Annotated in this window: 10 protein-coding genes; 3 read left to right on the forward strand and 7 right to left on the reverse strand. The window is 42.9% G+C overall.

Annotated elements, in window-relative coordinates; genetic code table 11:
* Positions 1–4: 4 nt before the first annotated feature.
* The 6 genes from VCM39_RS04405 to hemW form a co-directional block, all read right to left on the reverse strand.
* Complete coding sequence (locus tag VCM39_RS04405; RefSeq protein ID WP_322933169.1) at positions 5–1,060, reverse strand: DUF4249 domain-containing protein; 1,056 nt, start codon at positions 1,058–1,060, stop codon at positions 5–7.
* Between the two features lie 5 nt (positions 1,061–1,065).
* A complete protein-coding gene (locus tag VCM39_RS04410) occupies positions 1,066–3,747 on the reverse strand; it encodes a TonB-dependent receptor (protein ID WP_322933168.1) in 2,682 nt (893 codons plus the stop codon).
* A 210-nt stretch (positions 3,748–3,957) separates the two neighbouring features.
* Entirely contained in the window at positions 3,958–4,842 is an 885-nt protein-coding gene (locus VCM39_RS04415; protein ID WP_221649509.1) for a FecR family protein, read from the reverse strand.
* A gap of 67 nt (positions 4,843–4,909) precedes the next feature.
* Positions 4,910–5,335, reverse strand: coding sequence for a hypothetical protein (locus VCM39_RS04420; protein ID WP_221649510.1), 426 nt, complete (start codon positions 5,333–5,335; stop codon positions 4,910–4,912).
* A gap of 89 nt (positions 5,336–5,424) precedes the next feature.
* Positions 5,425–5,982, reverse strand: coding sequence for an RNA polymerase sigma-70 factor (locus VCM39_RS04425; RefSeq protein WP_221649511.1), 558 nt, complete (start codon positions 5,980–5,982; stop codon positions 5,425–5,427).
* A 16-nt stretch (positions 5,983–5,998) separates the two neighbouring features.
* Positions 5,999–7,132: a radical SAM family heme chaperone HemW gene (gene hemW, locus VCM39_RS04430; RefSeq protein ID WP_221649613.1), complete on the reverse strand. Its 1,134-nt coding sequence runs from the start codon at positions 7,130–7,132 to the stop codon at positions 5,999–6,001.
* Positions 7,133–8,280: 1,148 nt separating this feature from the next.
* Here hemW and VCM39_RS04435 point away from each other — a divergent pair.
* The 3 genes from VCM39_RS04435 (at position 8,281) to VCM39_RS04445 (ending at position 12,956) form a co-directional block, all read left to right on the forward strand.
* Positions 8,281–10,437 (forward strand): elongation factor G, encoded by a 2,157-nt coding sequence (locus VCM39_RS04435; protein WP_007486948.1) that lies wholly within the window; start codon positions 8,281–8,283, stop codon positions 10,435–10,437.
* A 262-nt stretch (positions 10,438–10,699) separates the two neighbouring features.
* Positions 10,700–12,253 carry a sensor histidine kinase gene (locus VCM39_RS04440; protein ID WP_221649512.1) on the forward strand — a complete coding sequence of 518 codons (1,554 nt, stop codon included), beginning with the start codon at positions 10,700–10,702 and terminating at the stop codon, positions 12,251–12,253.
* A 1-nt stretch (position 12,254) separates the two neighbouring features.
* Complete coding sequence (locus VCM39_RS04445) at positions 12,255–12,956, forward strand: response regulator transcription factor (protein WP_002562540.1); 702 nt, start codon at positions 12,255–12,257, stop codon at positions 12,954–12,956.
* 76 nt (positions 12,957–13,032) lie between these two features.
* Here VCM39_RS04445 and VCM39_RS04450 read toward each other — a convergent pair whose 3' ends face one another.
* Positions 13,033–13,209, reverse strand: coding sequence for a hypothetical protein (locus tag VCM39_RS04450; protein ID WP_221649513.1), 177 nt, complete (start codon positions 13,207–13,209; stop codon positions 13,033–13,035).
* Positions 13,210–13,234 lie beyond the last annotated feature (25 nt).

The raw sequence follows: 13,234 nt of genomic DNA on the forward strand, positions 1-13,234 counted from the left end.
GCTTTTAATAAGGATTATATTGGTCATATTCTTCGTCGGATATGTTGATTTTTACACTTGTTTCTGTACTGATACTTACAATGCCAAGCCCTCCATGAACATTGCTGGCAAAAGTGACAGGTTCCATGGTTACGTCATCTGCAAAGTCCGATTCGCTAAGATTCAGTGCTTTTAAATACTGGAAATCCGTTTCACTGATACTAAGTATCCGGACGTAAGTATCTAGTGTTCTCCGCGTGACATCGTGGGATTCAAAGAGATAGGGCCAGCTATCTGAGCCGGATGGATACACCGTCATTGTGTACGACTGTCCGGAGAAGCGGCTGTCATCGAATACTCCATATATGTTCTGGGCTTGTTCAAACATGCCGTTTTCATCATCTTCAGAGGTGGTGGGATGTCCGTCTGTCAATACTACATCTTCACGAGGGAGCATTCGGAAATTTTGTTGTGTAAGTACTGTATCTTTTAGTGCCAGGCTGCCACTTATTGTACCCCGTCTGTACATGGTTGCATACAGTGTGTAACGACGTTCCAGAACGAGACGATAGTAGTTCTTTTCGTCCGGACGGTCTGAGAAGGTGATACGGTAGCGAAGCAACCGGTTGTAATAGTTGCCATATTCACAGACAAGAGCAGTAGCGGTATCTACTTTTTCTATAGGCATTGGTGGTTGCGGCACTACTACTTCTGCCCAGGCATGAAATTCTCCGTCTCCGGTGCGGGCATCAATACGTACTTTGTCTCCCGGATGAAATTTGGTGGTGATGAGGAAACGTTTTTGTAAGGATACAAAATCTCCGGTGGGGATAGGTATTGCTTTGGGTGTTTCCACCAATACATCGTTTACCCGCACTTCTACACTGGCATTGGTGACGTCGCTTATAACATATTGCCCTGTTTTATTCAGGTAGAGTATGTTGTTTGTGCTGTCGGCATTGATCAATGCGTTCATTATCAGTTTGGGTGGACGGGCGGCTTTATTGAAGTCTATTTCGTTTTCGCAACTGCAGATGAATATTATTAGCATAAAAAGTGGAAGTATGTATCTTGTTGTCATAATGCTCAAAATTTATAGGTGTAAGTTACTGAAGGAACACAGGGTAATAACGTTAATTTGGTGATCTTTCGTTTGGCTGGTATGTATTGAAGATATACCTTTCCATCTTCCTGGTTTTTGATATAAGAGGTATATCCTCCGGAGTTATTACTGTATATCATTGTTGGATTCATGGCATTGTAAGCGTTGTAAAGGCTTATATTCCAGGTGCGTACTCCATGTTTGGTCTTTTTGTTGAAGTTTACTCCTATGTTCAACCGGTGGCTGGCAGGCAATCTGTAGTTATTGCGTTTCTCTATGTAATCTTTTTGTTGTATGGCATCCTCTCCCGGGCGGATGATGGCAGTAACTTCTTCGGCAATCGTAGCTGTGCCTCCTGTAGAGAATATCCATGAAGCGCCTATATCAATCCGGTTGTTGAACTTATGATTTACCACCAGGCTCAGGTTGTGGCGGCGGTCGTATTTATAGGGAAACCGTTCTCCGTTGTTGATACCTCCTACGGCAAACTTCCGATCACTTTTGGCCAGTGTGTAGGCTATCCAGCCGGTTGTTTTTCCAGTAGTTTTCTGTGCCATGAACTCTATTCCCATGGAACGTCCTTTACCCATCTCTACTTTGTTTTCCCATCCGGAAGAAGAGCCAAGGAAACTGACTCCTTCTTTGTATTCCAGTACGTTGCGCATCTGTTTATAATATCCTTCTACAGAAAATTCCCAGCCTGGAAGTCCCGTGTAGTAGCTTCCCAATGAATATTGGTGGGCTTGCATCGGTTTTATTTTGCTGGTTACAGGCACCCAAAGATCTGTGGGCATAGAGATGGGAGTGGAGGAGAGCAGATGTATGTATTGGCTCATTTTTGTATAAGAAGCTTTTAGGGCGGTATGTCTGGTCAGCTGATACCGGGCTGAAACACGTGGTTGAGCCGAGAAATAGTTTCTCTTCTGTACCCGGAACATCGATAAGTGCAGCCCTACATTCATACGTAGCCGTGAACCTATGTCGAAATTATCTTCTATATAAGCGGATACTTCGTGTGCCTGGATTGTACTGTTGGAGATACTGTTGTAGAGGGTATCCTGTTTGGTTATTCCATCTTCCTTTTCCTGTATTTTGGAGGTAGCTACTTCCGGGCGGAAATCGTGATGGAGATACCCTGCGCCAAATTTGATATGATGGGCAGGCGTGGGGTTATAGTCGAAATCTATCAGATAACTCCAGTCGCAGATGCCCGAGTGGTAGTTGGAGTGGTAATTACTCTCACTTGTGCTTTCAATGAGATCTGTTTTTGTGTATACTGTAGAGTTAGCATCCATCCGGTACTTGTTGTAAGCTACGGTGGTGTTACTGAATAGTTTCTGGTTGAATATATAGTTCCAGCGGGCGGTAGCGATAGTGTTTCCCCAGTTGAGTGACATCTTGTCTTTGTACATTGATGAAGAAGAATCCGTTGTTTTAAAATAATAACTGTCCTTTCCGTTGTAGAAGTTCAGAAACAGGCGGCTTCTGTCTGAGAACCGGTGGTTGATTTTAGCATTTATATCGTAGAAGTAATAGCTTATTTTATCATCTTTCGGCATGAAAGGTTTCGCTATCAAATCTATATAAGAACGGCGTGCCGAAATATTAAAGGATGTTTTGTCCCGGATGATTGGTCCTTCCAACTGGATTTTGCTGGAAAGAAGTCCTACACTGAGCGTGCCGTGATATTTCTTCATATCTCCGTCATTGCTACGCACATCTACCACTGACGAAAGCCGCCCACCGAAGCGGGCGGGAAAGGAACTCTTGAAAAGTGTTACTTTTTTCACTGCTTCCGGCGTAAAAACAGAGAAGAAACCGAACAGGTGGTCTACATTGTATACCGGTACACCGTCCAGCAGGATAAGATTCTGGTCCGGGCCGCCGCCACGTACATACAGTCCGGCGGATCCTTCTACGCCAGCCTGTACGCCAGGCATCAGTTGAATGGTTTTCATCACATCGGCCTCTCCCAGAATACTGGGAGTATTCTTGATTTGTGCAATAGGTATTTCCTGGGTTCCCATTTGCGTGGCGGTTATGCCTGCTTCTGCTTTGTCGGATACAATGACCACCTCTTCCAGCTGGTTGTTGTCTTGCATGAGAACGTTGATCAGAGTGTCTTTACTCAATTCGAGTTTGTACTGTCGGGTGGTGTATCCCAGATACGAAAAACTTAGTTCTGTCTCTCCTGCGGGTAAAGTGATACTATAAAAACCGTAAGGATTGGTAGTAGTGCCTCGTTGTTGACGACTCTCAAGGATGTTAGCACCAATCAGCGTCTCGGAGGACGCTCCGTCTGTCACATATCCGCTGATAGTGAACTTGCGGCTTACCGGTTTTTGTTTTTTCTTTTGCAAAAGGATGTGCCGTCCGGTTATCTGGTATTTTACGGGTTCATTGGCAAAGGCCAGATCGAGTATCTCCGGTATTGTTTTTTGTTTGACATCGAGTGTGATGCGGTGGTTAATCTTCACTTCTTCTCCATAAATGAAAGAGAAACCGGTAGAGTTTTCTATTCGTTTGACGAACTCTTCCAGTGTGGCATTGCGAATGCTGAACGAAAGTTTTGTTTCAGCTTTCTGTGCCTGTGTCTGTAATGCGAAAAGAAGCACTCCGCCTATCAGCATCAGGCTTTTTATAAGAGATATATGTATATGTTTCATGATTGATCAGTTTTGAATGTATTTCACCACAGAGTAACACAGAGTTCCACCGAGTTTAAATCTTTGATGAAACGCGGATGATCGCATAAACGCAGATTAAAAGACTGTGGATCTTTATTATCTATTTGTTTCCCTTTGCGAAAATCTGCGTTCATCTGCGTTTTAATAAATCATCGCTTGTCGCACCTCCCCGTGCGGGAAGCACTCCAGCTATTGCTTTGCATTGATAATTATACCTTTATCGTTTCGTTTGTACTCAAAATCTCTTCCTTGCTGTAGCAGATACAGGATTTCTTCGAGGCTTTCTCCGTTGCTGAATCGTGCTGTAAGGTGGTAGTTGTACAATGCTTCATTTTCAATTTTTATTTCTACTCCGAATGAATTACTGAGTTCCCGGACGATTTGTTGTAGAGGCAGATGGTTGAAAATGAATGATCCGCTTCGCCAGGCTATTTCTTCGGCAGCATTTTGGGGTGTTGCAAGGGTCAGACTTCCGTTTTCCTTATTATATATAGCACTTTCATTAGGGTGTAATATAATACGTTCCGGGTTGTTGGCAATGGTTACAGCTACAGACCCTTCAAACAGAGTTGTTTTTACTTCCGGATCATTGGGGTAGGATTCTATGTTGAAGTGAGTACCCAACACCTGCACTCTGATGGCTTCGGCCCGTACGATGAACGGATGTTTTGCATTCTTGCTTACCTCAAAATAGCCTTCGCCATTTAGCGTTACCTCGCGTCGTTTTCCGCGAAAACGTTCCGGATAGGTCAGTGAAGAGAAGTGGTTGAGCGTCACCTTCGTTCCGTCCGGGAGCTGTATGCTCCTGCATTCGGCAAAAGTGGAGACGGTTTGCATGTCCACCGGACCCATATAGTCATATGCCAGCCAGCTCATCACGCAAAGTAAGATAACTGCTGCCGCTGCTGAGAATATTCGCATGCCCCTCATCCCGAAGGTGCGTTTATTAAGGGCAGGCAGCCGTCTTTCCAACAATTTGTAACTCTCTTCTGCCGAAAACCGTCCTCTTGGAGAACGGGTAGAGGCTATGAGCTTTTCGAGTATTTTCTCTGCTTCTGTTTCTGTATATTTCATTCTGTTTTTGAATAATATGCCAATGCCTAAACATCGCCTGTCGCACCTCCCCGTGCGGGAAGCACCTTTATTTGGGCATCAGTTCAATAGCCAGTTTGGATGTTTGCCCACCTTTCCACAGCGGTGTACAGCTTATCTGGATGACTTGCCCTCTGATAGCCTTCTTCGGAGAGAGTACGATGGTTGTCTTTGCTTCTTTCTTCCCGGCTTTTATAGTCAGCCGGTCGTTGGTCAGCTTATAAATCGTACCTATCCCTGGTATGTTGGACTGGTGAATGTTTAGTTTAACTTCTCTGTCTTCTTTCTTTTTGTCAACGGCAATTACTTTTACTTCCAGCGTTTCTTCCTGATTGGCCGGGTCGTAATAGTAGGTTTGTGTTGAGCGCTCAAACCCTACATAGTTTGTAGGATAGTCTTTTTTCTTGTTGTCGCATGCCAGCAACAAGAGGCTTGCCAACAGTGTCATGGCTGCCTGAGAATAGAATCTTTTCATACGTCAGTCTATTTTTGATTAAAAACATTATTCACTCATAAAGACAGGCGTCTTTGACGGATTCCCTATGCCGTTCTGGTAAATAAATGTTAATCTATCTCGGCACGTATGATCATCTCTTTCAGGCGTCCGGTTGCTTTCTGTAGCTGGGCGTCTACAGTTTTGGTGCTGATGCCCAATTCTTCTGCCACCTGAGCATAACTTTGTTTCTCTTCGCGTATGCGTATAAACACTTCCCGGCAACGTTGAGGCAGGCGGTCCAGTGCTTTCACATAACGGGCAAAAAGCTCTTCGCTGATCAATTCTTCTTCTGGCGAACGGGAAGAGTCCTCTGTTTCATCGGGTAGTTCATGGCTTGTGAGGGTATCCCGTCTCATCTCCTTCTCCAGATAATTGAGGGATGCATTTTTGACAAGTATAAAGCTATAGTCTTCAATGTTTCTCACTTCAGGGAGTGTGCTACGTTGCTCCCAAAGTTTTAGAAACACATCGAGCACAATCTCCTGTGCCCACTCTTCCCGTTTCACATAATAATAGGCAATGCGGAACAGGCGGTCGTACGTCAGGTCATAAAAACGGCGGAAGGCAGTTTGAGAACTCCATTCCTTCATCTGCCGTAGTAGTTTTCGTACTTCTGATTCGGTCATGGTGAAAGTCTTTGTGTTATTCTTCTACTTTAAGTAAGTCGCTCATGATACTGTCGGATATAAATATCCCTTTGCGGGTGAGGCGTAGATTGCCTTCCCTTTCTTCCAGCATGCCGTTTTTAATAGAAGGGGCGGCCATGCTGAGGCAATATTGCCACAGTTCTGTACCGAACTCTTCTTTTAACTTTGTCAGTGAAAGCCCCTGGCTGGTACGTATGGAAGTGATGATACATTCATTGTATCGTGTGGTAGTATCCAGAATCTCTGTTTCGCAAGCCCGTTCTCCGCTTTCAATTCCCTGGAGATATTTATTGAGGGAAGCTATGTTCCATTCTCGTTCACGACGGTTGAATGAGTGCGCCGAAGGGCCGCAACCCAGATAAGGAATTCCCTGCCAATACGAGGTGTTGTGCCGTGAAGGGTATCCCGGGCGGCAGAAGTTGGATATCTCATAATGTTTATACCCGGCTGCCGTGAGCCGGTCAATGAGGCTGGAGAAGAAGTATACGCTGCTTTCCTCATCTACTTCGCTGACGCGGTGTTGTTGCAACATCTTATATATAGGTGTACCCTCTTCATAGATCAGGTGGTAGGCAGAGATATGTTCCGGGTTCAGTGCGATAGCCTGTGTCAGATCGTGTTCCCAGCGTTCTGCCGTTTCTCCGGGCAGTCCGTAGATGAGGTCGATGCTGATATTCCGGAATCCTGCTTCCCGGCAGCGCTCTATGGCAGTGATTGCTTGTGCCGCTGTGTGCCGGCGGTTGAGCAAGCGCAGGGTCGCTTCGTCAAAAGTCTGTAACCCCATACTGATACGGTTGAAAGGCAACTTGGTAAGCGTTTGCACATATTGCGGAGTGAGATCGTCCGGATTGGCCTCTAAAGTGATTTCTTGCACCTGCTTTATTCCGTAAGTTTTTTCAATGGTGTCAAAAACTTGTTGAAAATCTTCTCCGGAAAGCTGCGATGGAGTACCGCCTCCAAAGTAGATTGTCTCTATGGGTTCCCCTTGCAGGTATTGCCGGCGTATCTCCAATTCGCGGCAAAGGGCGTGGATGTATCTCTCTTTGAGTTCACTGTGTGTGGTGGAGTAGAAATCACAGTAGATACAACGGGTTTTACAAAAAGGAATATGAATGTAGATACCTGCCATAGTCTGGTTATGTTGTTTAGTCCGCAAAAGTAAGATTTTAGGTTCATAAAGTGGTTATTGTGTGTGAGGATTTAACTATTTACTATACCTGTTAGTGGAATTGATTCAAATCAGATCCGATATGAATCAGTTCACCACAGAGGACACGGAGGGCTCAGAGATATTATTTTCTCTGATGAAACGCGGATGATCGCAGATGAACGCAGATTAAAAAACTGTAGTTCTTTATTTTATCGTTATTTCCCTTTGCGAAAATCTGCGTTCATCTGCGTTTCAATAAAGATTTAAAACTCTGTGCCCTCTGTGTCCTCTGTGGTGAAATACATTCAAAACCGTATAGTGACGAAGATTATGACCCTATCTTTTCGATGGCGGAAGTACCTGTAGACGGCATCGATCCCCTTGTTCGGTGTTGTACTTTGTCTTTCTCAGAAAGGAATGTTCCTTTCCCCGGTGTGCAGTATTGTTTTAGATGTACATGTAAAGCAGCATGAGATGCACATGTCGTGTTGTCCCACATGCACATGTCGTACTGCTTTACATGTACATCTAAAACAATGTTACACACCGGGGCTTCATACGTTACTCTACGAGATAGAACTTTATCAATACCGGAGAAAGAGACTGATAGCAATGACAAACACCATTAAGTTCAAAACTGAATAGCAATGAGGAAAACTCACTACAGAGTTTCACAGAGCATTATTTATCTAATAAAACGCGGATTAACACAAATAAACACAGATTAAAAGATTGTAGTTCTTTATCTTATATTTGTTTCCCTTTGCGAAAATTTGCGTTAATCTGCGTTTCAATAAAGATTTAAACTCTGTGGAACTCCGTGTTACTCTGTGGTGAAATACACCCAAATCCATACAGAAAGGAATCAAACTTTTCCCCAGGTATTATTATCTGTATTTTAATAATTACCCATCGCCTGTCGCACCTCCCCGTGCGGGAAGCACTCGGCTCCGGGAAGGAGGCTGTTCCCCGGAGCCGAGGAAGATGATTTACACAATGTGTTGCATAACATTGTTTAGTAACACTGTGTCCTTTGTTGCTTTTCCCCTTATTAATTCCTAATTTGCGACACTTAAATAAATGGTATGCGAGAACATACTGAGTAATTCATTTAAATCTTATTGATTATGAAGGTATATCAGACGAACGAAATTAAGAACATAGCCCTCTTGGGAAGTTCTGGATCTGGGAAAACCACTCTCGTGGAAGCAATGCTTTTCGAGAGTGGTGTTATAAAACGTCGCGGAACTATTGCCGCCAAAAATACAGTTAGTGACTATTTCCCCGTTGAACAAGAGTATGGCTACTCCGTTTTCTCCACCGTATTCCATGTAGAATGGAACAATAAAAAGCTGAATATGATAGACTGTCCGGGCTCGGACGACTTTGTAGGAGGCACAGTTACCGCACTGAATGTGACCGACACCGCAATAATTCTTCTCAATGGCCAATACGGCGTTGAAGTTGGTACACAGAATCATTTCCGCTACACCGAAAAACTGAATAAACCCGTCATTTTCCTTGTCAACCAGCTTGATAATGATAAATGCGATTATGATAATATCCTCGAACAATTAAAAGAAGCTTATGGCTCAAAAGTTGTTCCTATCCAGTATCCGATAAATACAGGTCCCGAGTTTAATTCGCTGATCGACGTCCTGTTGATGAAAAAGTACTCCTGGAAACCTGAAGGAGGAGCCCCTATCATCGAAGATATTCCTGCCGAAGAAATGGATAAGGCTATGGAATGGCATAAGGCACTTGTAGAGGCTGCTGCTGAAAATGACGAAGAACTCATGGAAAAGTTCTTTGAGCAAGACTCGCTGACAGAAGACGAAATGCGCGATGGTATCCGCAAAGGACTTGCCGCCCGTGGAATGTTCCCCGTATTTTGTGTATGTGCAGGCAAAGACATGGGAGTACGCCGCCTGATGGAGTTCTTAGGCAACGTTGTTCCCTTTGTTTCTCAAATGCCAAAAGTGACCAATACAGCCGGAAAAGAAATAGCTCCTGATGTAAATGCCCCTACTTCCCTTTATTTCTTCAAAACAAGCGTTGAACCCCATATCGGTGAAGTATCCTACTTTAAAGTTATGAGTGGAAAAGTGCACGAAGGTGACGATTTGCTTAATGCCGACCGTGGCTCAAAAGAGCGTATGGCACAACTTTACGTAGTGGCCGGCTCCAATCGTGTCAAAGTGGAAGAACTTTGCGCAGGTGATATTGGCGCTACTGTAAAACTGAAAGATGTAAAAACAGGCAATACTCTGAATGGAAAAGACTGTGATAATAAATTTAACTTTATTAAGTATCCCAATTCAAAATACTCGCGTGCCATTAAACCTGTCAATGAAGCAGATGTAGAAAAGATGATGAGCATCCTGAACCGTATGCGTGAAGAAGATCCGACGTGGGTTATTGAACAGTCTAAAGAATTGAAACAGACACTGGTGCATGGACAGGGAGAATTCCACCTCCGTACTTTGAAGTGGCGTCTGGAAAACAATGAAAAGCTACAGGTGAAATACGAGGAACCGAAAATCCCGTACCGTGAAACAATCACAAAAGCTTCCCGTGCCGACTATCGCCATAAGAAACAATCGGGTGGGGCTGGACAGTTCGGTGAAGTGCACCTCATTGTCGAACCCTATAAAGAAGGCATGCCTGTGCCCGATACCTATAAGTTTAACGGACAGGAGTTCAAGATCAATGTGAAAGGAACAGAAGAAGTTCCATTGGAATGGGGAGGAAAATTGGTATTTGTTAACAGTATCGTAGGTGGTTCTATTGATACACGCTTCCTGCCTGCTATTCTGAAAGGTATCATGTCTCGGATGGAACAAGGTCCGTTGACGGGGTCTTATGCCCGTGATGTACGCGTTATTGTCTATGACGGAAAAATGCACCCGGTAGACTCCAATGAAATCTCCTTCATGCTGGCAGGGCGTAATGCTTTCAGCGAAGCCTTCAAGAATGCCGGTCCGAAGATTCTGGAACCCATCTATGACGTAGAGGTATTTGTACCGTCGGATAAGATGGGCGATGTGATGGGGGATCTTCAAGGACGTCGTGCCATGATTATGGGTATGAATAGCGAGAAAGGATTTGAAAAACTAATTGCTAAAGTACCTCTTAAAGAAATGTCTTCTTATTCAACAGCGCTTAGCTCACTCACCGGAGGGCGTGCTTCGTTCATTATGAAATTCGCAAGTTATGAACTTGTGCCTTCTGATGTACAGGATAAATTAATAAAAGACTTCGAAGCCAAACAGGTGGAGGAGTAATTATTCGTTTATAATGCTTTAGCCGTCCTTCTTTCGCTCGAAAGGGGGGCGGCTTTTTTGCTTAACAATGATTAAGAAAAGTAGAAATTCCTAAGAGAAAGATTTAATTTTTTATTAAATTTGCAAACCAAAGGATATATTGTTTTGTTATAGTCGTCAGAACATGAGCTAAATACTGCCTTTCGGTTAATTTACGAGAATGGACGATTAAAATAGGTTAATGTGTTAGGTATGTTAATTAGGGAGTGTTAATTTTGTTGCTATGAAAAAGTCAACAATCTGGATATTAGGTATTGTAATGGGTCTTTCCTTCCTCGGATTACTTTACTTACAGGTAAGTTATATAGAGGCAATGGTGAAGATGCGCAAAGAACAATTTGATAACTCTGTGCGTAATAGCTTGTATCAGGTATCAAAAGATGTGGAATTTGCAGAAACCGACCGTTGGCTGAGGGAAGATATTACTGAAGCGGAACGGAAAGCGCTGACCGCTTCCTCTTCTATGCAAGGGGATGATTTGGTTCAGCAAACACAGCGATTTACGGTGAAATCACCGGATGGAAGAATAATGACGGACTTTGAATTAAAAGTAATGACTAACAAACCGTCAGAGTTGCCCAAGATGATGATTTCGCGCAGACATGGTGGAAATACGATTCCGAAAACATCGAAATCTTTGCTCGATGCGGTGAAGAATCGGTATATGTATCAGCGGGTCCTGCTCGATGAAGTTGCACTGCAAATGGTTTACCGCGCCAGTGACAAGTCGATAGGCGAACGCGTAAGATTTAAAGATCTGGACGACTACCTGAAGTCGGCACTCCTTAATAATGGAATAGAGTTGCCATACCACTTTACGGTGATCGATAAAGACGGGCGGGAAGTATACCGCTGTGCGGACTACGAAGGGAAAGGAAATGAAGATTCATATACTCAGCCGCTTTTCCAGAATGACCCGCCGGCCAAAATGAGTATTGTAAAGATACACTTCCCCGGGAAAAAGGATTATATCTTTGATTCGGTGAGTTTTATGATCCCGTCAATGATATTCACTTTAGTACTGTTGATAACGTTTATCTTTACTATATATATAGTATTCCGTCAGAAGAAGCTGACAGAGATGAAGAATGACTTTATCAATAATATGACGCATGAGTTCAAGACACCGATATCAACCATTTCGCTGGCGGCACAGATGTTGAAGGACCCTGCGGTGGGTAAGTCGCCACAGATGTTCCAGCATATATCGGGAGTGATCAATGATGAAACGAAGCGACTCCGCTTTCAGGTAGAGAAGGTGCTTCAGATGTCAATGTTCGACCGGCAAAAGGCGACACTCAAGATGAAGGAGATTGATGCTAACGAACTGATAACAGGGGTGATTAATACGTTCACTTTGAAAGTAGAACGATATAATGGTAAGATTACATCGAACCTTGAGGCTACCGATCCTGTTATATTTGCAGATGAAATGCATCTCACGAATGTGATCTTCAATCTGATGGACAATGCGGTGAAATATAAGAAACCGGAAGAGGAACTGTTACTGAATGTCAAAACCTGGAATGAACCGGGTAAGTTGATGATTTCTATACAGGACAACGGTATTGGTATAAAGAAAGAAAACCTTAAAAAGGTGTTCGATAAGTTCTATCGCGTGCATACAGGTAATCTGCACGATGTAAAGGGCTTCGGATTGGGATTGGCCTATGTGAAGAAGATTATTCAGGACCATAAAGGAACCATTCGGGCAGAGAGCGAATTGAATGTAGGAACTAAATTTATAATTGCATTACCTTTATTAAAAAATGATTGATATGGACGAGAAACTGCGTATTTTATTGTGCGAAGATGATGAAAATCTTGGCATGCTTTTAAGAGAATATTTACAGGCAAAAGGTTATTCTGCTGAGTTGTATCCCGATGGGGAAGCTGGTTATAAGGCTTTCTTGAAGAATAAATATGACTTGTGCGTGTTTGACGTAATGATGCCTAAAAAAGACGGATTTACTTTGGCACAGGATGTTCGTGCTGCTAATGCCGAAATTCCTATTATCTTCCTGACTGCAAAAACACTGAAAGAAGATATTCTGGAAGGATTTAAAATTGGTGCGGATGATTATATCACCAAGCCGTTTAGTATGGAAGAACTTACTTTCAGAATCGAAGCTATTCTGAGACGCGTACGCGGAAAGAAAAATAAGGAAAGTAACATCTATAAGATTGGTAAGTTTACCTTTGATACTCAGAAGCAGATTCTTGCTTCAGAAGGAAAGCAGACGAAACTGACTACCAAAGAATCTGAGTTACTTGGTTTGCTTTGTGCACATGCTAACGAAATTTTGCAACGTGACTTCGCTTTAAAGACTATCTGGATTGATGACAACTATTTCAATGCGCGTAGTATGGATGTGTACATCACTAAATTGCGTAAACACCTGAAAGAAGATGACTCTATTGAGATTATCAACATTCATGGAAAAGGATACAAATTAATTACTCCCGAAGTTGAAAACTAAGAAGAAGAGGAGAAACGAAACTAAAAAAGGTCCGGAAATATTCATTTCCGGACCTTTTTTTAATTCCATTAAAATATTAATCTGCTATTTTCTTATTGATGACAATATAAGAAACAAGACCCAGTACTACTAAAAGTACAGAAGTTCCCAAAATAGTATTGTTATTTACATTACCAGTCAGGGAGCAGGCGATCAGAATGATTACTCCGACCAAAATTAATATTAATCCTAAATTCTTTAATAAGACTTTCATGTGTGTGTATTTTAATAGATTATTT

Origin of the sequence: Bacteroides mucinivorans (genome assembly GCF_034654355.2) — a bacterium.
GTDB classification, from domain to species: domain Bacteria; phylum Bacteroidota; class Bacteroidia; order Bacteroidales; family Bacteroidaceae; genus Bacteroides; species Bacteroides nordii.

Coding starts and splice junctions, on each gene's coding strand:
- VCM39_RS04410 (WP_322933168.1), bottom strand. CDS start 3,747: ATGAAACATATACATATATCTCTTATAAAAAGCCTGATGCTGATAGGC.
- hemW (WP_221649613.1), bottom strand. CDS start 7,132: ATGGCAGGTATCTACATTCATATTCCTTTTTGTAAAACCCGTTGTATC.
- VCM39_RS04435 (WP_007486948.1), top strand. CDS start 8,281: ATGAAGGTATATCAGACGAACGAAATTAAGAACATAGCCCTCTTGGGA.
- VCM39_RS04425 (WP_221649511.1), bottom strand. CDS start 5,982: ATGACCGAATCAGAAGTACGAAAACTACTACGGCAGATGAAGGAATGG.
- VCM39_RS04450 (WP_221649513.1), bottom strand. CDS start 13,209: ATGAAAGTCTTATTAAAGAATTTAGGATTAATATTAATTTTGGTCGGA.
- VCM39_RS04420 (WP_221649510.1), bottom strand. CDS start 5,335: ATGAAAAGATTCTATTCTCAGGCAGCCATGACACTGTTGGCAAGCCTC.
- VCM39_RS04405 (WP_322933169.1), bottom strand. CDS start 1,060: ATGACAACAAGATACATACTTCCACTTTTTATGCTAATAATATTCATC.
- VCM39_RS04440 (WP_221649512.1), top strand. CDS start 10,700: ATGAAAAAGTCAACAATCTGGATATTAGGTATTGTAATGGGTCTTTCC.
- VCM39_RS04415 (WP_221649509.1), bottom strand. CDS start 4,842: ATGAAATATACAGAAACAGAAGCAGAGAAAATACTCGAAAAGCTCATA.
- VCM39_RS04445 (WP_002562540.1), top strand. CDS start 12,255: ATGGACGAGAAACTGCGTATTTTATTGTGCGAAGATGATGAAAATCTT.